Annotated in this window: 28 protein-coding genes and 1 pseudogene; 20 read left to right on the forward strand and 9 right to left on the reverse strand. The window is 66.8% G+C overall.

Annotated elements, in window-relative coordinates; genetic code table 11:
• The 4 genes from SPR01S_RS02365 to SPR01S_RS02380 form a co-directional block, all read right to left on the reverse strand.
• Window positions 1-298: GntR family transcriptional regulator (locus tag SPR01S_RS02365; protein ID WP_169803353.1), on the reverse strand; the 298-nt coding region annotated here is incomplete at its 3' end.
• Window positions 299-321: 23 nt separating this feature from the next.
• Window positions 322-1,200, reverse strand: coding sequence for a phytanoyl-CoA dioxygenase family protein (locus SPR01S_RS02370; protein ID WP_066584399.1), 879 nt, complete (start codon window positions 1,198-1,200; stop codon window positions 322-324).
• The gene (locus tag SPR01S_RS02375) at window positions 1,190-1,804 is read right to left on the reverse strand and encodes an acyl-homoserine-lactone synthase (protein ID WP_066584401.1); all 615 of its coding nucleotides are present in this window, start codon (window positions 1,802-1,804) and stop codon (window positions 1,190-1,192) included. The genes SPR01S_RS02370 and SPR01S_RS02375 overlap by 11 nt, the downstream gene beginning before the upstream one ends.
• Window positions 1,805-1,878: 74 nt before the next feature.
• Window positions 1,879-2,622: a LuxR family transcriptional regulator gene (locus SPR01S_RS02380; RefSeq protein ID WP_245661834.1), complete on the reverse strand. Its 744-nt coding sequence runs from the start codon at window positions 2,620-2,622 to the stop codon at window positions 1,879-1,881.
• 308 nt (window positions 2,623-2,930) lie between these two features.
• Between SPR01S_RS02380 and SPR01S_RS22150 the strand changes: the two genes are divergently transcribed.
• Together SPR01S_RS22150 and SPR01S_RS22155 are read left to right on the forward strand one after the other, a co-directional pair.
• Entirely contained in the window at window positions 2,931-3,152 is a 222-nt protein-coding gene (locus SPR01S_RS22150; RefSeq protein WP_369405256.1) for a transcriptional regulator domain-containing protein, read from the forward strand.
• Window positions 3,153-3,363: 211 nt separating this feature from the next.
• Window positions 3,364-3,645 carry a DNA -binding domain-containing protein gene (locus SPR01S_RS22155; protein ID WP_369405257.1) on the forward strand — a complete coding sequence of 94 codons (282 nt, stop codon included), beginning with the start codon at window positions 3,364-3,366 and terminating at the stop codon, window positions 3,643-3,645.
• A gap of 20 nt (window positions 3,646-3,665) precedes the next feature.
• Here SPR01S_RS22155 and SPR01S_RS02390 read toward each other — a convergent pair whose 3' ends face one another.
• From SPR01S_RS02390 to parS, 3 genes are all read right to left on the reverse strand, one after another.
• Complete coding sequence (locus SPR01S_RS02390; RefSeq protein ID WP_066584405.1) at window positions 3,666-4,619, reverse strand: PAS domain-containing protein; 954 nt, start codon at window positions 4,617-4,619, stop codon at window positions 3,666-3,668.
• A gap of 99 nt (window positions 4,620-4,718) precedes the next feature.
• A complete protein-coding gene (gene parT / locus SPR01S_RS02395) occupies window positions 4,719-5,204 on the reverse strand; it encodes a type II toxin-antitoxin system Prs ADP-ribosylating toxin ParT (protein WP_066584406.1) in 486 nt (161 codons plus the stop codon).
• Window positions 5,201-5,680, reverse strand: coding sequence for a type II toxin-antitoxin system Prs ADP-ribosylating antitoxin ParS (gene parS / locus SPR01S_RS02400; RefSeq protein ID WP_066584407.1), 480 nt, complete (start codon window positions 5,678-5,680; stop codon window positions 5,201-5,203). The genes parT and parS overlap by 4 nt, the downstream gene beginning before the upstream one ends.
• A 934-nt stretch (window positions 5,681-6,614) precedes the next feature.
• Here parS and SPR01S_RS02405 point away from each other — a divergent pair.
• From SPR01S_RS02405 to SPR01S_RS02435, 7 genes are all read left to right on the forward strand, one after another.
• Complete coding sequence (locus SPR01S_RS02405; RefSeq protein WP_084250893.1) at window positions 6,615-7,709, forward strand: ArdC family protein; 1,095 nt, start codon at window positions 6,615-6,617, stop codon at window positions 7,707-7,709.
• Complete coding sequence (locus SPR01S_RS02410; RefSeq protein WP_066584409.1) at window positions 7,706-7,954, forward strand: hypothetical protein; 249 nt, start codon at window positions 7,706-7,708, stop codon at window positions 7,952-7,954. The genes SPR01S_RS02405 and SPR01S_RS02410 overlap by 4 nt, the downstream gene beginning before the upstream one ends.
• Before the next feature lie 2 nt (window positions 7,955-7,956).
• Window positions 7,957-8,382 (forward strand): DUF2958 domain-containing protein, encoded by a 426-nt coding sequence (locus SPR01S_RS02415; protein ID WP_066584413.1) that lies wholly within the window; start codon window positions 7,957-7,959, stop codon window positions 8,380-8,382.
• Window positions 8,383-8,472: 90 nt separating this feature from the next.
• Window positions 8,473-8,850: a ParB/RepB/Spo0J family partition protein gene (locus tag SPR01S_RS21990; protein ID WP_066584414.1), complete on the forward strand. Its 378-nt coding sequence runs from the start codon at window positions 8,473-8,475 to the stop codon at window positions 8,848-8,850.
• Window positions 8,847-9,806: a hypothetical protein gene (locus SPR01S_RS02425; RefSeq protein WP_066584415.1), complete on the forward strand. Its 960-nt coding sequence runs from the start codon at window positions 8,847-8,849 to the stop codon at window positions 9,804-9,806. Before SPR01S_RS21990 ends, SPR01S_RS02425 begins: the two co-directional genes overlap by 4 nt.
• A 211-nt stretch (window positions 9,807-10,017) precedes the next feature.
• Window positions 10,018-10,218: a hypothetical protein gene (locus SPR01S_RS02430; protein WP_245661835.1), complete on the forward strand. Its 201-nt coding sequence runs from the start codon at window positions 10,018-10,020 to the stop codon at window positions 10,216-10,218.
• A complete protein-coding gene (locus SPR01S_RS02435) occupies window positions 10,218-10,490 on the forward strand; it encodes a hypothetical protein (RefSeq protein ID WP_066584417.1) in 273 nt (90 codons plus the stop codon). The genes SPR01S_RS02430 and SPR01S_RS02435 overlap by 1 nt, the downstream gene beginning before the upstream one ends.
• A 55-nt stretch (window positions 10,491-10,545) precedes the next feature.
• Here SPR01S_RS02435 and SPR01S_RS02440 read toward each other — a convergent pair whose 3' ends face one another.
• On the reverse strand, window positions 10,546-10,734 hold the full coding sequence (locus tag SPR01S_RS02440) for a hypothetical protein (RefSeq protein ID WP_066584419.1): 189 nt from the start codon (window positions 10,732-10,734) through the stop codon (window positions 10,546-10,548).
• A 173-nt stretch (window positions 10,735-10,907) separates the two neighbouring features.
• Between SPR01S_RS02440 and SPR01S_RS02445 the strand changes: the two genes are divergently transcribed.
• On the forward strand, window positions 10,908-11,378 hold the full coding sequence (locus SPR01S_RS02445) for a thermonuclease family protein (RefSeq protein WP_245661836.1): 471 nt from the start codon (window positions 10,908-10,910) through the stop codon (window positions 11,376-11,378).
• A gap of 63 nt (window positions 11,379-11,441) precedes the next feature.
• Here the strand turns inward: SPR01S_RS02445 and SPR01S_RS02450 are convergent, their stop codons facing one another.
• Window positions 11,442-11,648, reverse strand: a complete 207-nt coding sequence (locus tag SPR01S_RS02450; RefSeq protein ID WP_066584427.1) for a hypothetical protein — start codon at window positions 11,646-11,648, stop codon at window positions 11,442-11,444.
• A gap of 99 nt (window positions 11,649-11,747) precedes the next feature.
• Here SPR01S_RS02450 and SPR01S_RS02455 point away from each other — a divergent pair, with 99 nt between their 5' ends.
• From SPR01S_RS02455 to rlxS, 10 genes and pseudogenes are all read left to right on the forward strand, one after another.
• Entirely contained in the window at window positions 11,748-12,509 is a 762-nt protein-coding gene (locus SPR01S_RS02455) for an NRDE family protein (RefSeq protein WP_066584429.1), read from the forward strand.
• Between the two features lie 461 nt (window positions 12,510-12,970).
• On the forward strand, window positions 12,971-13,291 hold the full coding sequence (locus tag SPR01S_RS02460; protein WP_066584432.1) for a DUF736 domain-containing protein: 321 nt from the start codon (window positions 12,971-12,973) through the stop codon (window positions 13,289-13,291).
• Window positions 13,292-13,386: 95 nt separating this feature from the next.
• Window positions 13,387-14,283, forward strand: coding sequence for a nucleotidyltransferase and HEPN domain-containing protein (locus tag SPR01S_RS02465; protein ID WP_066584435.1), 897 nt, complete (start codon window positions 13,387-13,389; stop codon window positions 14,281-14,283).
• A gap of 6 nt (window positions 14,284-14,289) precedes the next feature.
• Window positions 14,290-14,418 (forward strand): annotated as a pseudogene (locus SPR01S_RS22160) (DUF4238 domain-containing protein); the annotation flags it as partial.
• A 44-nt stretch (window positions 14,419-14,462) separates the two neighbouring features.
• Window positions 14,463-14,639: a hypothetical protein gene (locus tag SPR01S_RS02470; RefSeq protein ID WP_157081871.1), complete on the forward strand. Its 177-nt coding sequence runs from the start codon at window positions 14,463-14,465 to the stop codon at window positions 14,637-14,639.
• A gap of 141 nt (window positions 14,640-14,780) precedes the next feature.
• Window positions 14,781-15,011, forward strand: coding sequence for a helix-turn-helix domain-containing protein (locus tag SPR01S_RS02475; protein ID WP_066584712.1), 231 nt, complete (start codon window positions 14,781-14,783; stop codon window positions 15,009-15,011).
• On the forward strand, window positions 15,008-15,586 hold the full coding sequence (locus tag SPR01S_RS02480; RefSeq protein ID WP_066584440.1) for a S26 family signal peptidase: 579 nt from the start codon (window positions 15,008-15,010) through the stop codon (window positions 15,584-15,586). Before SPR01S_RS02475 ends, SPR01S_RS02480 begins: the two co-directional genes overlap by 4 nt.
• On the forward strand, window positions 15,574-16,185 hold the full coding sequence (locus SPR01S_RS02485) for a lytic transglycosylase domain-containing protein (protein ID WP_066584442.1): 612 nt from the start codon (window positions 15,574-15,576) through the stop codon (window positions 16,183-16,185). The genes SPR01S_RS02480 and SPR01S_RS02485 overlap by 13 nt, the downstream gene beginning before the upstream one ends.
• Window positions 16,186-16,406: 221 nt before the next feature.
• Window positions 16,407-16,763 carry a hypothetical protein gene (locus SPR01S_RS02490; RefSeq protein ID WP_245661837.1) on the forward strand — a complete coding sequence of 119 codons (357 nt, stop codon included), beginning with the start codon at window positions 16,407-16,409 and terminating at the stop codon, window positions 16,761-16,763.
• A gap of 261 nt (window positions 16,764-17,024) precedes the next feature.
• On the forward strand, window positions 17,025-19,004 hold the full coding sequence (gene rlxS / locus SPR01S_RS02495; protein ID WP_066584444.1) for a relaxase/mobilization nuclease RlxS: 1,980 nt from the start codon (window positions 17,025-17,027) through the stop codon (window positions 19,002-19,004).
• The last annotated feature ends 133 nt before the right edge of the window (window positions 19,005-19,137 follow it).

The raw sequence follows: 19,137 nt of genomic DNA on the forward strand, positions 1-19,137 counted from the left end.
CGGCGGGCAGAGCGTCGGCTTTGAGCGGCGCCCGCCGATCGGGCCAGGCGCGGACCAGCGTTCGCACGAGTTCGGCGTTCCAGGCGTAGAGATCCCTGAGGCCCGGTTCGGTCACGAAGGGAAGGTAAAAGCCTTCGCTCGCCCGCATCTCGACGAGCAGAGCGCCCGCCAGCCGATGCAGCGCGTCCCGCACCGGCGTCACGCTGCTGTTGAGCCGATCGGCGAGCGCTGCCGGTTCGAGCTTCGTGCCTGGCGGCAGTTCGCCCGAGAGGATGTCATGCTTGAGGGCGTCGAACACGCGCTCCGATGTCGCGCCCGGATTCATGGCGTTCGGCGTTGCTCGGCGACATAATCGGCCACCATCGCCGCCTGGTCCGGCCGCAAGGCGTCGATCGCCGCGAGATGTTCCGTCACAGGCGCTTCGAGCAGCACCGACGGGCAGCGGCCCTCGTAATTGCCGAGATTGGGGCGATGCTGCTGATAGCCGACCAGCTGCGCCAGCTCGCGCGAGAAACCGCGCGCGATCGCCGGCGGATAGGCGAGCCACTGATTCTCATAGGGCTTGAGCCAGCCCAGGCAGTAGCTGACGACCATCCCGCGCCGAACGCGGCCGGATACGTTGCCGCCGGCACCATGCAGGGTCGAGCCGAGAAAGACGAGCGCGTCGCCGGGGTCCATCTCGGCGACGACCGGGCGATGCGGCGGCTCTTTGGCGAGCGCGTTCGGGCCATGGCTGCCTGGCCAGATCACGGTCGCGCCATTGTCCGCCCGATAGTCGGTGAACGGCCACATGACGTTGACGAGATATTCGACCTCGCCGACGGTCCCGCGCCACATGTCCTGGTCGCGATGCGGCAATTGCGCCAGCGCGTCCGGGTGAAGCGCGATTGCCTGGGCGAGGTTGAGCTGGATCGTGTCGCACCATGGCGACAATATTTCCTGTGCCGCGGCGAGGATCTCGGGATGGCGCACGAAGCGTTCGGCATCGCCGGCACGCGCAAGCAGACGTCCGAAGCGCTTGGTCCGTTCGCCGTAGAAGCCGCCCTCGCAGAACGGCGTCGCGTCGAACACAGGCGCGAGCACCCGGTCGAGCGCGTCCACCTCTGCGGCAGGCAAGGCATTGCGGACGATGCAATAGCCTTGCTTGCGAAGCGTGCCGGCGAGGTCGCATCCCGCCGCGGGTATCGGGTCATGCCGCATGCGACACCTCCGCGAGCGGCGCGGAGCCGCGAATGCCGGCTCGCTCGAGCAACCTCGGCGTTCCGGCATCGATGTCGATGGCGATCGCCCCGAGCCGGGACCCTTGGATCTCTCGCAGCGTGCCGAGCAGCCGGCAATGCCAGCCAAAGGCGAGGACCTGGTCGAGCCAGCCGGGTTCGGCGACGCCCGTATACAATGTGATCCCATGGTCCAATCCGTATCGGGCGAGCGCGTGGACCAGTTCGTCGCGCGCCGCACGCCGGCCCCGCGCGCCCAACGAGCGATCGAGGCAGAATCGAGTGATCTCGAACACCGTCTCGCCTGACGGTACCGGTCCGTCGCACAGGTCGGCGAACAGGGTGTCGAGCAGATGGGGCTTCGTCGTCGGAAGCAGCCGCGCCGAGGCGCGATGGGCGCCATGCTCGTCCGCCAGGATCAGATAGATTGCCTCAGGCGTGTCGAACTGGTCGAGCTCGAAGCGCCCGGCGAGGACCGGCAGGTCCCAGCCGAGCAGATCGATGAAGACCCGCTTTCGTGCCTCGAACATGCCACGCAGCAGCGCATCGTCGGGCCCGGGGCAGGCGCTCTCTATCACGGTGAGCATCACGAACCTCCGTCAAAGGTTCGCAAAGCGTGGCGCGCCGGGCGCCGGTCCCGCTATCCCGGAAAAGGGGGATGTCAGCGCCGGGCGATGTCGGCGAAGCTGATCGTCCCGTCGAATAAAGCGTGGATGATGAGCGATGTTCGCTTCTGTACGCCGTACCGCTCACAGGCCTGCCTGATATGTTGTGCGACGGTCTCCTCGCTGATCCCCAGGATCACGCTGATCTCCCAGTCGCTTTTGCCGCGCGCTGCCCAGATCAGGCAATCACGCTGCCGGTCGGTCAGCCGCGACCCCGCGCCGGGCCTGCTGCTGCGCGCCGACGGGCGCACCTGCCAGACGCGGCGCGCCGCCTCGAAGGCGAAGGCGCCGACCAATTGCGTGAGCGCAAGATTGTCCGGCGGCGCGCGCCGGTCGGCCGCCATCGCGAACGAACACGATCCGGTCGCCTCGCCGGGCACGTTCGCCGGGATCGTGACTCCCGTGCCGATCCCATGGTCCTTGGCCCGTGCGAGGATTCCACGATCCCGCGGCGTCAGCGGGATCATCAGCGGGACGTTGTGCCAGGAAAAGCCGAGCGCTGTCTGCTGGCTGGCGCGGTGGATCGGGTCGGCGGCGGCCAGGCCTTCGCGATCGAAATAGTCGACCCAGCGATCAGGATAATTGTGCAGCCGTATCGTCGAGCCGGCCGCCGCCCTGAGGTCGACATGATGAGTGAGCGCGAAATATTCATAGCCCAACGATGCCGTGATCTCGCCGAGTATCGCTTCCAGATCGGCTGGACTGTTCGCGCCCGTGACGAACTCGATAAACCGGGCCAATGCGTTTCCTATGCCCATGAGGCACACCAGCGTCGGGAGGCGTCTCAAGCCGCCTTCGTCCCCGACGCCGTCCTTTCCCTGACCGCGCGCCCAATCTGCCGGTTCTCGCAACGGCGGAAGGACGCGGTTGAAAAGCGGGGACATTTTATCGATTCTCTGGAGGCAATCAAATCCGCTTCGGACCTAATTGGCGGGTTTCGCCGCACTTTGTGCAGCGTTCGCGGATAATGGCGCACGAAGCGGGCGAGAATGGCTGGCGAGATGCTGCGCGCTATCGCCCGCTGGCGGGCGTCGATCGTGCCGGGCTGATGTGGGAATGGCTGCGCCGCGATCCCGGCTATATTGCCTGGTATGCGCGTGCCAGCGAGGTCACTCGCGGCGTTGACGCACTTCCGCGCGGCGCGCTGGCCTGGGGGCTTCACTTTCGCCGAGGATCCGGCGATCGCCGCCCCCCAGGCGCGGCTGATCTGGCATGCCGATCTCGATCCCGGCACGTTGGCGGTCGAGGCCCGGCCCGCCGCGCGGGGTGACCCAAACGCGATCGACCCTGCGAAGCTGCGCGTCTGGTTGATCGCCGTCGCCGATAAGGATGGCTGCGAACATGCAGTGATCAGCGATGGCTGGCGCCACATCCGCTTCGATGTCGAGGCAGGCACCTTGTCGGCCGGCCCGGTGATATTGCACTATCGGATCGAGGGCAGCCTTTCGGCGCGGCCCAAATTGTTGCCGCTCAGGCGGCTGGTGGAATTTTCGCTGCACCGCCAGTTCCGGCGTTCGCTCTATCCGCCCGATCCACGTATCGCGCGCTGGCTGACCGCGCTGCAGGTCCATGACGGTTTGACGGCTGGCGCCAGCCAGCGCGAGATCGGCGAGGCGCTCTATGGCATCGAGCGCGTGACGGCGGAGTGGGACGGGGCCTCGGACTCGCTCCGCTCGCGGGTCCGGCGCCTGGCGGGCGAGGCTCGGCGACTAGCGCGCGGCGGTTACCGGCTCTTGATGCGGCGCAGAGGTCAGAGCGTATAGGCGATGCCGGCCCGCCTCCGTCAGAAACAGGGCAGCGCGATCCGTACGACCAAATCGCCATTATTATCATCCGCATAGTCGACCGTACCGCCCGAGACCGCGATCAGCCGGTCGATCAGGCCAAGGCCCTGGCTGCCGTCGCGTGAAGCGCCTAGCCGGGTTGGTTCGCGCCAGATCAGGCGAAGCATATTGTTTTCGGTTACGCCGTCGATCCCGACCGGCTTACCATGCTTGAGCGCGCCATATTTGAGGCTGTTGGTGGCGAGCTCACCAAAGGCGAGCGCGAGCGCCTGCATCGGGACCTGGGCGAGCCGGACGTCCGGAACCGTGCCGAAGCGCAGCAACGCCTCGTCGCCATAGGCCTTGGCGAGGAGCGGGACAATGTCGGGAAGACGGTTCTCGCGCGCCGGGTCAAGCAGCAGGTCCTGGACCTGGCCAAGCTGCGCGAACCGCTCAGCGACCGCACGCGCGAAGAGCCGATGCTCGGGCTGCGACCGTGCGGCCATCGTCACGATCCCGGCAGCGATGGTCATCGCGTTGCGCAGCCGGTGGCGCATCTCGGCGCCGATCGCGGCGGCGCGTTCGCGTTCGGTGGTTTCCGCGGTGATGTCCCGCGCAACCGTCAGGAAGGCGGCGGCACCGGCGGAAGCGATCGGGGCCAGCGTCACGTCCCACCAGCGCGTTTCGTCATCGGGTCCCCGGCGCGGCGCGGTAAAGCGTACCGCTGTCCCAGCGCGCGCCGTACCGAGCGCGTCTTCGAGATCTGCGCGGCGATCGGCCGGCCAGCGGTCGATCCAGCGTTGACCGACCAGCGCTGCGGGGGCACTCAACTCCATCGTCCGGAGGCTCTCGCGATTAACGAACAGGATGCGTCCTTCGCCATCGAGCAGCTCGATGCAGTCATGGGTCTGGTCGAGCAGCGCCGACAGTAACGCAGGTTGGCTGTCGACCAACGATTCGATCAGGTCTGCCATGCCTGGACCTCCGCACGATCTTGGCAATTGTCAGGACCTAGCACATCGCGCGGCGGAAAACCTCCCGGCCGATTTGCCCCAGCCCGGCGACTCGACCTTTCAGGGCGCTCGCTCGAGCCGCGGATCGTAGAGCCATTTGCGCACCTTGCACGCGGCGATGCCGACCGCATCGGGGTGGGCGGGGTTGATCAGGACGTTGTGCTCCTCGGGTACGATCACCGAAGGGACCAGCAGCAGTGCCGAACTTTTGGCAGCGGCCCAGGCGGAGCCGAATGCGATGCTGACCCGGCCGCACGGCTCGGCGTCCCAGCCCACCGCGAGCGAGCTAGCGGTTGCGACCTGTGCCGCCGCCCAGACGGGGTCGGGGATCGTGATCTCGACCAGGTAGCGGTTGAGCGGCAGGCCGCCGGCATTCAGATGGACGATCGTCTCGAGGCAGGCGAGCGCGCGGCTCGTCGCGCCATAGACCATCGCCACGCCCTTGTCGTTCCAGCGGCCGCCCGTGTTTCGGGCACCGGTGCCGGACAGGTCGTCGGCCTCATAGTCCTTTGTGTCGGTGGCGATCCGCCAGACCGACAAGCTCACGCATAGGCTCCGCTCTGGATCTGGGCGAGCGCCTGGGCGACCAGGGCCTGACCTTCCATCGTGTCGAGCAGGTCGATCGGCTTGCCGCCGCCGAGCGCCGGCAGCGGTTCGCGCAGCCAGCGCGACAGCCATTCGGGGGCATCGAAGCCTTCGGCCGATCCGGACTCCTCGATCATCGCTTCGAGTTGGCCGACCAGCTTGGCCAGGCCGATCACCCGTTCGCTGTCCTCGGTCGACAGCAGCTCGTTGCGCGCCGCCTTCTTGTTCACCGTCGCGGTCTTGAGGTTGAGCGCATCGAGCAGGACCCGCTGGTCGAAATGCAGCTCGCTGATCAGCAGCTTGGCTTTGGCGGCAGGGACACCGGCCTTGATGACGTCGATCCGGTCGCTGGGAGAGGAGCGGTAGATGTCCACATACACGAACGCGGGAGCGGTTTCCTCCTGCGGCTTGCGCTGCGCGATAGCGGGTTGTGGCATTTGCGGTTCCTTTGAGCATTTATGTGGCTCATATGAGCAGAGCTTTCAAGGGCGCCAGGTTTTCGATCGGGCAGATCGCTCACGTAAAGCATCGCGGATCGCCCGCCTCGTCGCCAGGCAACCGGCGCCAGGGCTGTGGAAGGCGCGGTGCAAGAAGGCGGGCCGACAGGGCAGGAGGCAGCGTTTCCCGCCAACGGATGGCGGCCGGAAATTCCGGTTCTTTGGATGGCGTATACGCTGGTAAGCGCGCTCGATTGTGGTGGTTGATCTTACGAAAGGCGGCGCCTCGCGCGGGAGGTTGCCCGCGCGACCGCCGCTCTATGGCTCGGGCCAGGCCCTCGCCCCCGAGCCCCGGACGGGTCTCGGCCTAGCGGTGACGATCGGACTGGCGCGGGTCAGCGGTCGCTGACCCTGGCGGTGCGGGGCTGACGACGCACACTGCCGGATCGCTATGCGACCGGACAGGGTGCGGCGCTTGATAGCGGCCCCGCGGCACACCGCCTCGCGGCCGGGCGGCGCGCCCGGTTTTCGAGCCGGACGCCATGCCCCGTCCGGATCTCGAAAGCCCGGTTCGACGCCGCTGATCCGTCCGGCTCGTTGCGGAGTACCGTATTTGTAGCGCCGGCGGCGGGCCGCCGGCGCGGTTATACGCGGACGCCGCGCGGCTGCGCGGCGGCGCTGTTGGTGGCCTCTCCCGGTCAAGCGGGAATGGGCGGCGCTTCCTGCTAGGCGCGGCCGCGAGGTCCGCAAGCCGCGTGCCGCGGCTCCTCCACTCGCGTTCCGGCCCTGCGCCACCCCGTCGCGCGGAGGCGACGGGGACCCCGGACTTGGGTGCGGGCCTCGCTCGTTGCCGCGCCTCTCCGGTCGCTCGGTGCCGCCCACCCCCGCTTTTTGCGGGGAGGCCATGAGCGGGGCGGGAAAGGAGTCACGCGTCATGCCTGCCAACCGCCGTTCCGCCCGGGGCCAGTCCGGGATTGCGACCAGGTCGACCCGGTCGATCAAGCCGATCGACCCAGGCCAGGCGATCAAGTCAACCGGGAAAGGCAGGTGCGCCAAGACCCCCGAGGCGCACGGCGCGCGCGCGTCGGGGCGGTTCGGACAGGCCCGCCACGGGACGGCGGCGCCGCGCGCGTCGCTCTATGAAGCAGTAACCGGGCGGATCATCGCCGAACTCGAGGCCGGACGATTGCCATGGGTGCAGCCATGGGGAAGCGGGGCGGCGACCGCCGGTCTGCCCGTCAACGCCGCGACCGGGCGCGCTTATTCGGGGGTCAATATCCTCATCCTGTGGAGCGCGGTGATCGCGCGCGGCTATCCCGCACAGCGCTGGCTGACGTTCCGCCAGGCCGCGACGTTGGGCGGGATGGTCCGGCGCGGCGAGCATGGCGTCACCGCCGTCTATGCCGACCGGTTCACGCCTGAGGCCGAGAAAGCGCGCGCCGAGGCGGAGGGCGACGCGCCTGGCACCGTCCCGTTCCTCAAGCGCTTCACCCTGTTCAATGTGGCGCAGTGCGACGGGCTCGACCCTGCTTTGTCGCTGCCGCCCGCGCCGGTCGATCTGTCCCAACAGGTACCCGCCGCCGAACAAGTGATCGCCGTCAGCGGGGTCACGTTCCGGGTCGGCGGCGACGAGGCCTTTTACAGTCCGGCACGCGACATGGTGGTCGTGCCGCCGCAAGCCGCGTTCTTCGAGCCGATCAATTATTACCGGACCTGTCTCCACGAACTGACCCACGCCACCGGTCATTCCGCGCGGCTGGGCCGCGACCTGTCGAACGGCTTCGGCACGCCAGGCTATGCCCGCGAGGAACTGATCGCCGAAATGGGATCGGCGTTCCTGTGCGCAGCGCTCGGCATCGTGCCCACCGTGCGCCATGCCGATTATCTTGGGCATTGGCTCGACCTGCTGCGCGGCGATGCCCGCGCGATCTTCCGTGCCGCGTCGGCAGCCTCGCGTGCCGCCGACTGGCTGCTCGCACGCGTACCGGCCGCATCACCTGTCGCGTCGTCCGATGAGTTGGCGCAGTGACCGAGGCGCGCCACCCCTTCGCGGCAGAGCCGACCAGCATCGGCCTGCAATGCCTTGTCCCGGGCGTCGCGCCGATCACGCCGTCCGACCGGCTGGCCGCGCGCGCCGCAGCACCACTCCAACCGAAAAGGCCGCAGCGCCCGTGCGACCTCGGCCTGTTCGACATGAATGCCCGCAATCAGCTCGACCTGTTCACCCCCGCGCCGCGCGACGATGCCGCGCCGCGCCTTCCCGAGGATCGATAGCCATGGACTTGCTCACGCCCGAATTGCGCGCCGCGCTCGTCGCCAACGCGCAGGCGACCAAGGAAGCACAGCGCACCGGTGCTCGCGAACCTGACCCCGCGCCGGTCGTCAAATTCTTCTCACCGATCAGCGCGGCGATGTGGCTGGCGACCGAACTCGAGCCCGATGGCGACACCCTGTTCGGGCTGGCCGATCTCGGCTTCGGATGCCCGGAACTCGGCAGCTTCTCGCTTGGCGAACTGGCCGCCGTGCGGTTGCCGTTCGACCTCCGCATCGAGCGCGATCTCAACTTTTCGAGCGACGTGCCGCTGTCGCTCTGGGTCGAGGTCGCGCGCCGTACCGGCTCGATCATGGGGGCAGCCCAAGCGCTCCGCATCGCCCGCGAGCACCTGTCCCGAAAGCTTCCGCCCGGCCCGCCGGACGGCTGACGCAGCGGGCGCGTCTCGCCCGCATCACCAAAGCCGGCCCCGTCGCAATGGAAGTGGAGTGGGACCGGCACTCGCAAAGGAGCAAGACCCATGAAACTCGAATTTCTGCCCCTCGACAAGCTGTTCGTCGACAAGACCAACATGCGTGCAGGCAAGACGGCCCCGGACGTGTCCGATATCCTGCCCACGATCCGCAAGCGTGGCGTGCTGCAGCCGTTGCTCGTCCGGCCCGCCGATGACGACCGGTTCGGTATCGTCGCCGGCAGCCGCCGCTTTCGCGCGGCCGGAATCGCCGACGCCGAGCGCCGCGCCGCCAATGACGGCCCAAGCCCGGACCCCGATCCCGAAGGCTGCCTGCTGCCCTGCGCGATCCTCGACGAGGGCGACGATGCCGCCGCGAGCGGGAGCGCGTTGCGCGGCTGTCGGCCGATGCGGCCGGGCAGGCCAAGCCCGCCCGGCCCGAAGTGACCGGCGCGCTCGGCGCCTATATCGACCTCCACCGCCATGCCGCCGCGCGCGCGGCGCTCACCGCTGAGCCGGGGGTCGCGCTCCGGCTGATGGTCGCGCACGTTATCGCCGGATCGCCGCTCTGGTCGGTGCGCGTCGAGCCGCACTCCGCGCGCGACGATGCGACCCGCGAGCGCGTCGCGGCGTCGCTCGCCGAAACCGTGTTCGAGGGGCATCGCCGCGCGGTGCTCGACCTGCTCGCCTTTGGCTGCGAGGAAACCACCGTCGCTGGCCGGTGCGGCGACGATTTCGGGCGGCAGGGCGACCGGCTGACCGCGATCTTCCTGCGCCTCATGGACCTGTCCGATGCGGCCGTGCTCGCTGTGGTGGCGGCGGTGATCGGCGAAGCGCTCGCGGTCGGCAGCCCGGCGGTCGACGCGCTCGGGCTGACTCTTGGTATCGAGATGGCCGATTGGTGGCGGTCCGATGCCGCCTTGTTCGACCTGATCCGCGACAAGCAGGTGCTCGCCGCGATGGTCGCCGAGGTCGCCGGACCCGAGGTCGCCGAGGCCAATGCGAAGGAAAAGGGGGCGGCCTTGAAGAAGATCGTCACCGACCATCTGGCCGGCGCCGAGGGCCGCGCCAAGGTCGAGTGCTGGGTGCCGCGATGGCTGGCCTTCCCGCCCGCTGCTTATACCGATCGCGGCGGGGTGGGGTCGGTAGCCGCCCATGCGCGGGTCGCGTTCGTGCTCGCCGAGCGTGCGCGGCCCGCGCCCGATCCGGTGCCGCTACCGGACGGCGAGGACGTGTCCGCGTCCGGTGAGCAGGGTGGGAAGACGAGGCGATTTCGCCCGATGCGGGCGCGCCGGGCGAGGACGAGGGTGCGCTGCCCGATCAGCTCGCCGCCTGATCGCGGGCAGCCGGCCCCGCGCGGAGGGGGAAGTGCCTCTCCGCGCGGGGTCTTGTCTCTTTTTTAGGGGTCGAAAAATTCGGCCGCGCGCCCTTGCCGCTGGCGCGGGCATCGGGCGCGCGGCGGCCGCTGCGCGGCAAGCAGGAAAGGCAGCGGCTGGGGCCGGCGCGGCAACCGGCGTCGCACGATGTCGCCAGCGACTCTTGCCATATGTTCCCTTTTTGTTCTAACTCGTTCTTCGCCGTTCGGGCGGCGATTCGACAATTATGGAGAGACTTGTGCGGCATGATGCGCTGCTGCGCGCGGCGGCGCGTGCGATTTACGATGCCTGTCATCCGGGTGAGGATTGGGCGCCGGTCGGCTTCGACGAGGCCGAACGCGCTCGCACGGTCCATTACCGCCAGGCGGTCGATGCTGCGCTCCGGGCAAAAGGCATCCTCGCGGCCAGCCGCGAGCAGCTCGCGTTGTTCTTGGCCTGATGTTCCGGCCCGAACGCCCGCACTGGAATCCCCTGCAGGCCGTCGCCCAGGCGATCGCAGCAGGCGAGCCGTGGATCCTTGCCTGGACGCTGCAATCGACCACGTCCTACCGGCTGCTGTCGCGCCAAACCGGCATTCCCGAGCATCGTCTCGACCAGATCTATCTCGGTGCGAGCGTATCGCGGAGCGAGCTTGCGGCGCTGGCAGGTGCGTGGAGGATCAATGTGGACGAGGTCATGCTGACCTTGCCGCCGGGAGCGTTGGCCGTATGAGGCTGTCGCGTGCCGTGGTCGGGCCGGCGCTCGCGCCCCGGCCCGGACTGGTCGCTCAGACCGGCTTGGCGCCCGGCGTGCCGCATTTCGCGAACTTGCCGTTGGCGGTCTTGCAGCGGACGACCTTCTTTGGTGCGGGCGGACATTTGATGAACTTGCCCTTGGCGTCGCGGCAATGGGTCGCGGCGCTCACGGGTGCTGCGAGCATCGCGCTGGCGGCCAGGGCGAAGGCGAAACGGTACATGAGCGACTCCTCTCCGGTGAGGGCGGAAGACTGCGCCCGGATCGCCTGGGCCGCAAGATCGCGTCGGCGTCCGGCGCCACGTCATCCGTCCTCGATAGCGCGGTGCCATCGACATTCATGCGATTTCAGGAAATAGGCTGTTCGATAAATCCATGCCACACCGATCCAATATCTTGTTTCTTCGTCCGCGCGTCCGCCAGCCGGCCATGATCCGGCGCTACGGCCCGGTAACCGCGATCGGCCTGTTGGCCGGCGCTACCTTGGGGCTGGGGCTGATCCGGGTTCCAGCCGGCCTGCTGTCGGCCGCCACGTCGAGCGATGACGTCGGCTGCACCGATCCGCGCGTCGTCGATGGCGACACGCTACGTTGTGGTAAGACCCGCATTCGCCTGTCGGGGATCGATGCGCCCGAACTGCCCGGCCATTGCGCGCGCGGCCGGGCTTGTACGCCGGGCGATCCGTTCGCCAGCACCGACAATCTCCGCGCGCTGGTCAGCGGCGCGGTGATGACCTGCCGCCAGACCGACACCGATCGCTACGGCCGCACCGTCGCGCGTTGCTCGGTGCGCGGCCGCGATCTGTCCTGCGCCCAGGTCGCGGGCGGGTTCGCTGTCCGCCGCTACGCGCCATTATCCTGTCCGTAAGATCGTCGCCTGTGGGCCCTTGGTCCGCCGAACTCATCAGCGGTTGCGGCTGGTCCGAAATCCCTAGATCGATCGACGTGTTGTCGGTTTCGTGATGCCGCACAGGACGCAGGCGTCGCGTCGTCGCTCGAACTGGCTGGTGCCCGCGAGTTCGTTCGCAGCGATGCCGGCGTCCTGGCGATCTGCCAGCTCCAGCCGGTCGGCGATGCAATCGTCGCAGACGGGGTCGGGAGCGAGGCGCTCGATCAGCTTGCGGACGGCATCGGACATCGCTCGTCCGATGGTCGTCCGCCGCGCCCCGGTCAAGCTGGTGGACTCGACGCCTGATATCGCTCGCCTGCCGCGCGGCGATTGGTAATAGCGGCGGCCATGTGTGTCCTTGCTCTCGCCTGGAAAGCGCATCCGCGCTGGCAGCTTGTCATGATGGGCAACCGTGACGAATTGCATGAGCGGCCCGCCGCGCCGCTCGCACGCTGGGCGCAGCCGGACCATCTGATAGCGGGGCGAGACTTGCTGTCGGGCGGCACCTGGGCGGGCATATCCGAACAGGGCCGGTTCGCCGTCGTCACCAATCTGCGCGGCTACGGTGCCCCGCAGCCCAATCGTGTGTCGCGCGGGAGCCTGGTGACCCATCTCCTCGCCGGTGAGGGACGCTACGCCGATGCCGATGCTGCCGACCTTGCCGATTTCAATCCGTTCAATTTGATCGTTGCCGACCGCGACCGCGCGTGGTTCCTGTCGAACCGGCCCGAGCCGGTCCGTAGTCCGCTCGCGCCGGGCCTCTATGGTCTGTCCAACGGCGCACTCGACGAACCTTGGCCCAAGACTTTACGCGTCAAGGAGATGCTGCTCGACTGGATCGTCGCCGGGGCGACGCGCCCGGCCGTACTGCTCGATCGGCTCGTCGAAGACCGGCTACCCGACGCGGGACTTGCGCCGGCATCGCCATCGGATGCGCCGCTGGAGCCGCTTCTATCGCCGGTCTTCATCCGCCAACCCGTTTATGGAACGCGGTGCAGCACTGTGGTGGCAATCGACGTCGAGGGGCGCGGCGAGATCATCGAACGCCGCTATTCGGCGGATGGCGCAGTGACGGGCGAGACCGGGCTCGACTTCGGCTGGCCAGTGTAACATCGCGTCACCGGCGATCTCACCGCGCCGGACGAGGCGGAGTGACTCATCGCCTGGCCGGGCACACGATTCCCGCTGCCGTCACTCTGATCTTGAATGTAGGTCCGATCCGGAGCGTCCCGCTCCCAGTAAGGATTGAGCCCGCCCTGCTGGCGTTCCCGTCGGCGGGTGGGAACGACGTGCGGCTGGCTTCTCCTCCCTGCTACCCACCGGAATAGCCGGCTCCTTGGGCTGGTGACCTGGGCCGGTCGCGGCCCGGTCGAAACCATCGCTGGCGACGCTTATTTCCCCGCCAGGCTGCGCCGGCCTCCTCGCGGCCGCTGCGCTCTCAAATAAGCCTCTGGCGCCGATCCTCCGCTGATCGCTGCGGCCCTCCGGGTTCGCCGTTCCGCTGTTCCCGTCCCTTTCGGTCGGCCCATCGCCCGGCATTCCGCTGGGACGAGGCAAGAAGGAGAACTACCATGGCCGCCATCGGCTACGTCGCCCGCGAGGGCAAAGGCTTCAAGGGCGAGCTCAAGACCCTCTCGATCCGGGCCGAGGTCCTGATCGTGCCCAATGCCAGCAAATCCGGCGAAAACCAGCCCGACTATCGCGTCACCTCGGGCGGCGTTGAGGTCGGCGCCGGCTGGGTCCGGCGCTCCGAGACCTCGGGTAAGGACTATGTGTCGCTGAGCCTCGCCGCGCCCGAATTCGGGCCACGCCGGCTCTACGCCAATCTTGGGCGCGCCGCCGGCCAGGATGACGACGACACTTTCGCCATCATCTGGAACCCGGTCGACTGATCGCCGCAGACCCCGCGCCGTCGGGCGCGGGGTCCCACCATTTTCGATCGATCCGCCGGTTGTGCTCAGGCACAACCCCGTTAGGATTCACGCGAATGAAAACCGACCTCGACCATCTGCCCGACCGCAAACGCCGCGACCTCGATCGCATCGTTGAGATCCTGTTCGCCGAGTTCGAGGACGCGACCAGCCTCGCCACCCAAAAATGGAAGAAGCAGGGCCGGATCCTCAAGGTGATCCTCTACGGTTCCTATGCGCGCGGCGATTGGGTCGCCGATCCGGTCGGCGGCTATTTCTCGGACTATGATCTGCTCGTCGTCGTCAGCGACGAGCGGCTGACCGATACGCTCGATTATTGGGCCAAGGCCGACGATCATCTCCGCCGCGAATATGGCATCGCCAAACGACTCTCGGCGCCGGTCAATTTCATCGTCCACAGCCTGAAGGACGTGAACGACCAGCTCGCCCGCGGGCGGCCGTTCTTCGTCGATCTCGTGCGCGACGGGATCGCGCTTTATGAGCTGGACGGCCATCCGTTCGACAGGCCTCAGCCACTCGATGAGGCTGCCGCGCGCGCCGAGGCGCAGACGCATTTTGATCAGTGGTTCGAAAGTGCAAGTACGTTTCTGGGTGTGGCGAAATTCGCGATTTCCCAAGGTAAGCACAACAACGCCGCCTTCCAGCTGCACCAAGCTGCGGAGCATTCCTACCACACGATCCTGCTCGTGCTGACGCTCTACAGCCCCAAATCGCACAAGCTCAATTTCCTGCGCGACCAGGCCGAGGACGTCGCGCGCGATCTCATTCCGGTCTGGCCGCGCGACACCAAGTTCGCGCGGCGCTGCTTCGAATTGCTGCAGCAGGCCTATGTCAACGCTCGCTATTCGCCGCACTACAAGATCACACGCGAAGAGCTCGACTGGATCGTCGAGCGCGTCGAATTGCTCCAGGCGGCGGTGAAGGCGATCGCGGAAAAAGCGACTCGCCGCTGACCCGACGTGAGGCACCACTACGTTCCCCAATTTCTGCTGCGCCGATGGATCAACGCATCTGGCAAGCTCCACACCTTCACGATCCGCAACGACGGGCTCGTACGCAGCCAGTTGACACCTAAATATACCGGCTACGAATCTGGACTGAATTTCCCTGGATACGGGTCTTTGCCGTGGGCTTGGATGACATCGATTTTGAAGATCCGAACCCTCGCGACTTTCGGGCCCTGCAGCTCAAGAAGATCGCGAATGCCGCTGCAGCCATGCTGATCGCTATCCAGAAGAACGCTAAGCCCTCGCCTGTGTCGGACGCCGCCCTGGCCGCTGCGATGAAGCTCCTCAGCACCACAAAATGACCGGCTCCTGTTTGTAAAATGGGGAAAAGAGGTCGAATTCGCCTATAGGCGTTTTCGACCCTCCCGGCGCGGTGACCACTGCGACAGATGAAGTGCCGCGTGAGGCGGCATCGGGTCGTCTCCGACGCGGAGCCGACCTTCATGGACAGTCCCCACGATATCGAACGGGCGAACCGCGCCAAGCGTGGCTCGCCCTTCCTCAACACCGACCAGGCGGCCGCCTATCTCAAGATCTCAAGCCGGTTGCTAAAGCGCCTCCGGGTGACGGGCGAGGGGCCGGTTTTCCGGCGCCACTGCCGCTTCGTCCAATATCATATCGACGATCTCGACGCGTGGAGCCGTGAGCATAGCGCTCGCGGAATAGCGCGATGAATACGCGCCGGACCTCGTCCGGCGATACGCCGCTTTTCGCCTGGGGTGACGCGCTGCGCGCTGCCCAACGCCGGGCCCGGGTTCGCCGATCGGTCACCGGCTTCGCGTTCGGTGCCGGCGCGCTGATCGCGACGGCCATCGTTCCGCCGACGCCGCGGCTAGTGTGGAATGCCAGCGCCAGCGCGCCGACCGGCCTTTATTGGGTCGCGCCTGACGTGTCGGTCGGCCTCGGCGATATGGTGGTTGCGCGCCTCACCGCACCATGGCGCGAATTCGCATCAGTGCGGCATTATCTGCCTGCCAACGTGCCCTTGGTGAAGCGTGTGGCCGCCGTCGCCGGCAGCACCGTCTGCGCTCGCGACGATGCGATATTCGTCAATAGGCGGCGCGTCGCCACACGGCTCGGCCATGACGTGCACGGGCGGACTCTGCCGTGGTGGACGGGATGTCACCGCCTGTCCGGACGCCAGGTGCTGCTGCTCACGCCCGCGCCGGACTCGTTCGATGGGCGATATTTCGGGGTGACCGATGGTGCTGACCTGATCGGCCGGGCGAGGCTGTTATGGCGCGGCTGATCCATTTTGCGGCGATCGCCGCCCTCTTCGTCGCGGCGCCTGTACGGGCCGATGCCGTCGATGCGTGGCAGCCCTATATTGCCGAAGCATCCGCCCGGTTCAGCGTGCCAGTGAGCTGGATCGAACGCGTCATCCGCGCCGAGAGCGGCGGTTATGACCGGCTGAACGGGCGGCCCATCCGCAGTCTGAAAGGTGCGATGGGATTGATGCAGTTGATGCCGGCGACCTGGGCATCGGTGCGATCGACACTCGGTCTCGGGAGCGATCCCGACGACCCGCGCGACAATATCCTCGCTGGCACTTTCTATCTGCGGCAGATGTACGACCGGTTCGGCTATCCAGGCTGCTTTGCCGCTTATAATGCCGGACCGGGCCGCTACGCGGCCGCGCTCTCCGGGCGCCAATCATTGCCGCGTGAGACGATCGCCTATCTTGGGAGCGTCGGCTCGGTGTTGACTGAAGGTCCGTCGTCCGAGCCTCGGATCGCCCCGCCGGGCTTGTTCGTCGCGCGGAACAGCGGGGACGATCGGCCCGCCGCTGGGGCTCCGCTGCCTGCATCTGCCGGCTCGCTCTTTGCGATCCGGCGCGGGGCGGAATGACGATGGGGAGGGAAGGGGCTCGTCTCGTCAGTCCGAGCATGACGGGCGGCGAAGCGGCTATCAAGGCCCGCGGGTGCCCCCCAATTTGCTGCGCAAATCGGCTCCCCCCACGGCCGCTTCGCGGCGCCTGCGCTGGCGCTTCGGCGGCCCTGACAGCCGCTCCGCCGCCCGTCTTTCGACTGTGGTCCTCAATCGGGAGGACGATAGCAAAGGACATCATCATGACCTGTTTTCAGCCTGTTTCGACCGCCGCCGAGCGCGTGATGGCCACTCTGGTTGCGGGGCTCGAGATCGAGTTCGGCCGCGGCGCCGGTGAGGCATTGGCGCATCGTTTTCTGGAAGCGGAAGAGGTGGATTTTCACTGGGATGCGAGAGTTCAGGAGCGCTGGATCGGCAGCTACGTGGGCATGGACGACGATGAAATCGAGCTCGATCAGGCGCGGATCGTCGGACGGTTGGATGGCCGCTGGTTTGTCGCGGTGATGATCGTCGATGGCGACGGCAACGCGCACGGCATGATGGGCAAGCGCAGGTTCGGGCGGCGCGGGGATGCGTTCAGGGCATTCGCGGATGCGTGACTGTCGCGTCCGTTCAGGCTGGGATGCGGTTCCGGACAGGCATGGTGTCCCAGCTTTCCTTTTGGGCCGAGGGGAGGGGACGGAAGAGGAGAAGGGAATGCAAGAGAAAGGCAATGCCTCGAGGGCATTGCTATGTGATTGTCTGCGCATCGTTTTTTCGCGAGACATGGCTTTCGGACCTCGAGACACGGCGGTGCAAAATGGCGGAAATGCGCCATTTATCTTCGGGAATTACGAGATTCCTGGCGTTGGGCGGGCGTCATGAACGAGGATGACGACTTCACCCCCCGGCTCGGCAAGCAACGCAGCCTTGGTGGCGGCAAACGCGCACGCCGCTATCTCGCCACCGTGGCTGCCGCCGCCGTCCGATCGGCGGAGAAGGGGGCGATCCGCAATTGCCGATTTGATGGCAGCCGCATCGGTCGCGGCGCGAGCATCGGTCGGCTGCTCTCCAGCCGCGATCGGCTGGCTGCGTTCCGCGCGCGGCGCGCGATCGTCAAGACCAGGCTGGTGCGGCTTGGGGGCAAGGGCCTAGCCGCCGCGCGGGCGCATCTGCGTTACATCCAGCGTGATGGGGTTACTCGCGAGGGCGCGCCCGGTCAGCTCTATTCGGCTGGGCGCGACGACGCCGACGGCAGGGCGTATCTCGAACGTTGCTACGGCGACCGCCATCAGTTCCGCTTCATCGTCTCAGCCGAGGACGGGCCGGAATATTCCGACCTCAAGCCTTTCATCCGCCGGCTGATGGGCAAGATGGAGGAGGATCTCGGCACCAGGCTCGACTGGGTCGCGGCGGATCATTTCAACACCGCCCATCCACACAGCCACATTATGCTGCGCGGTGTCGATGATCGCGGCAAGAATCTGATCATCGCCAGGGAATATATCGCGCATGGCATCCGCGAGCGTGCCGCCGAGCTAGTGACGCTCGATCTCGGCCCTCGCACCCGGCAGGAAATCGAAGCATGGCTGCGCCACGATTTCGGCGAGGAGCGCTTGACCGCGATCGATCGCCAGCTGATCAGCTCGATGGACGCAGGTCGCATCGTCAGCTCGGCCGACCGCGATCCATCCCAGCAGTCGCTGCGCGCCGGCCGTCTGCAGAAGCTGGCGAGCATGGGACTCGCCGAAAATGTCGGCGGCGGAAATTGGCGGCTTGCCGATGATCTGGGGAAGACGCTTCGCGAGATCGGCGAGCGCGGCGACATCATCCGCACAATGCAACGCGAGCTGACAGTGCGGAGGTTAGAGCGACCGTGGATCGGACGCAGCGCAATCAGCACTGGGGAGGCCGATCCTGAACTAGTCGTCGGGCGCGTCATCACGCGCGGGCGCGCTGACGAATATCATGACCGCCACTATCTGCTGATAGATGGCCTGGATGGGCACGCTCATTACGTGGACATTGGCAGGGGCGACATGGTCGACCCGATTCCTGAGAACGCTATAGTCCGGGTGACAGCACGCACCGTTGCCGTTCGCCACACTGACCGAGTAGTGGCTGAGGTTGCCGCGGCCAATGCCGGACGCTATTCGATCGATCGGCATTTACGACATAATCCATCTGCGACTCAGGCGTTAGCCGAGATGCATGTTCGGCGGCTGGAAGCATTGTGGCGCGCCCGGGCAGGTGTTGAACGAGAACCGGACGGCACATGGTCGATCGCCGCCGACCATGTCGATCGTGCTGCTGCTTACGAGGCACGTCGGCATCGCGATCGGCCGGTGAAAGTAGAAACGCTGTCGGCGTTGCCACTCGACCAGTTGCACCGCGCCGATGCCGTCACCTGGCTCGATCGCGAGCTGGCGTCGAGCAATCCCACGCCAATCCGTGACGCCGGCTTCGGCCGCGAGGTGCGCGATGCGCTGGCGGCGCGTCGACAATTGTTGGTCGACCAGCAGCTCGCCGAGAGCGAGAGGGGTAGCGGCCGGCTTCGGACGAGCGCCTTAGCCACACTCCAACGTCGGGAATTGCTTCGCGTCGCGGGAAAGCTTTCCGACGAACTTGGGAAGAGCTTTGCCGAGGCTAAAAGCGGAGACAAGATCGAGGGCCGGCTGGTCCGTCGTCTTGATCTGATCAGCGGGAGGTTCGCGCTCGTCGAGAAAAGACACGAATTTACGTTGGTGCCGTGGCGGCCCACTCTGCAAAACCAGCTAGGTCATGAAGTCGGCGGTATTGTGCGCGCGGATGGAATCAGTTGGAGCTTCGGTCGCCAACGAACTGGCCCCGAAATTTCATGAACGGAGTTGGCCGGGTCCGGACGGGCGGCTTTTGGAGTAATTGCCTCCGGCTGCGCTAGAATGCATGCAAGACGGCTTGATCTTGCTGCATCCCTGTGTTTCTACGACACTATCTGATAAGGAGACAGGTGGC

It is taken from the genome of Sphingomonas pruni NBRC 15498, assembly GCF_001598455.1.
In the GTDB taxonomy this organism is placed as follows: Bacteria; Pseudomonadota; Alphaproteobacteria; order Sphingomonadales; family Sphingomonadaceae; genus Sphingomonas; species Sphingomonas pruni.

Bases quoted from the DNA above. Each gene is read 5' to 3' on its own strand.
- SPR01S_RS02370 (WP_066584399.1), bottom strand. From the start codon at position 1,200: ATGCGGCATGACCCGATACCCGCGGCGGGATGCGACCTCGCCGGCACG.
- SPR01S_RS02375 (WP_066584401.1), bottom strand. From the start codon at position 1,804: ATGCTCACCGTGATAGAGAGCGCCTGCCCCGGGCCCGACGATGCGCTG.
- SPR01S_RS22150 (WP_369405256.1), top strand. From the start codon at position 2,931: ATGTGGGAATGGCTGCGCCGCGATCCCGGCTATATTGCCTGGTATGCG.
- SPR01S_RS02390 (WP_066584405.1), bottom strand. From the start codon at position 4,619: ATGGCAGACCTGATCGAATCGTTGGTCGACAGCCAACCTGCGTTACTG.
- parS (WP_066584407.1), bottom strand. From the start codon at position 5,680: ATGCCACAACCCGCTATCGCGCAGCGCAAGCCGCAGGAGGAAACCGCT.
- SPR01S_RS02405 (WP_084250893.1), top strand. From the start codon at position 6,615: ATGCCTGCCAACCGCCGTTCCGCCCGGGGCCAGTCCGGGATTGCGACC.
- SPR01S_RS02415 (WP_066584413.1), top strand. From the start codon at position 7,957: ATGGACTTGCTCACGCCCGAATTGCGCGCCGCGCTCGTCGCCAACGCG.
- SPR01S_RS21990 (WP_066584414.1), top strand. From the start codon at position 8,473: ATGAAACTCGAATTTCTGCCCCTCGACAAGCTGTTCGTCGACAAGACC.
- SPR01S_RS02435 (WP_066584417.1), top strand. From the start codon at position 10,218: ATGTTCCGGCCCGAACGCCCGCACTGGAATCCCCTGCAGGCCGTCGCC.
- SPR01S_RS02440 (WP_066584419.1), bottom strand. From the start codon at position 10,734: ATGTACCGTTTCGCCTTCGCCCTGGCCGCCAGCGCGATGCTCGCAGCA.
- SPR01S_RS02450 (WP_066584427.1), bottom strand. From the start codon at position 11,648: ATGTCCGATGCCGTCCGCAAGCTGATCGAGCGCCTCGCTCCCGACCCC.
- SPR01S_RS02455 (WP_066584429.1), top strand. From the start codon at position 11,748: ATGTGTGTCCTTGCTCTCGCCTGGAAAGCGCATCCGCGCTGGCAGCTT.
- SPR01S_RS02460 (WP_066584432.1), top strand. From the start codon at position 12,971: ATGGCCGCCATCGGCTACGTCGCCCGCGAGGGCAAAGGCTTCAAGGGC.
- SPR01S_RS02465 (WP_066584435.1), top strand. From the start codon at position 13,387: ATGAAAACCGACCTCGACCATCTGCCCGACCGCAAACGCCGCGACCTC.
- SPR01S_RS02475 (WP_066584712.1), top strand. From the start codon at position 14,781: ATGGACAGTCCCCACGATATCGAACGGGCGAACCGCGCCAAGCGTGGC.
- SPR01S_RS02480 (WP_066584440.1), top strand. From the start codon at position 15,008: ATGAATACGCGCCGGACCTCGTCCGGCGATACGCCGCTTTTCGCCTGG.
- SPR01S_RS02485 (WP_066584442.1), top strand. From the start codon at position 15,574: ATGGCGCGGCTGATCCATTTTGCGGCGATCGCCGCCCTCTTCGTCGCG.
- SPR01S_RS02490 (WP_245661837.1), top strand. From the start codon at position 16,407: ATGACCTGTTTTCAGCCTGTTTCGACCGCCGCCGAGCGCGTGATGGCC.
- rlxS (WP_066584444.1), top strand. From the start codon at position 17,025: ATGAACGAGGATGACGACTTCACCCCCCGGCTCGGCAAGCAACGCAGC.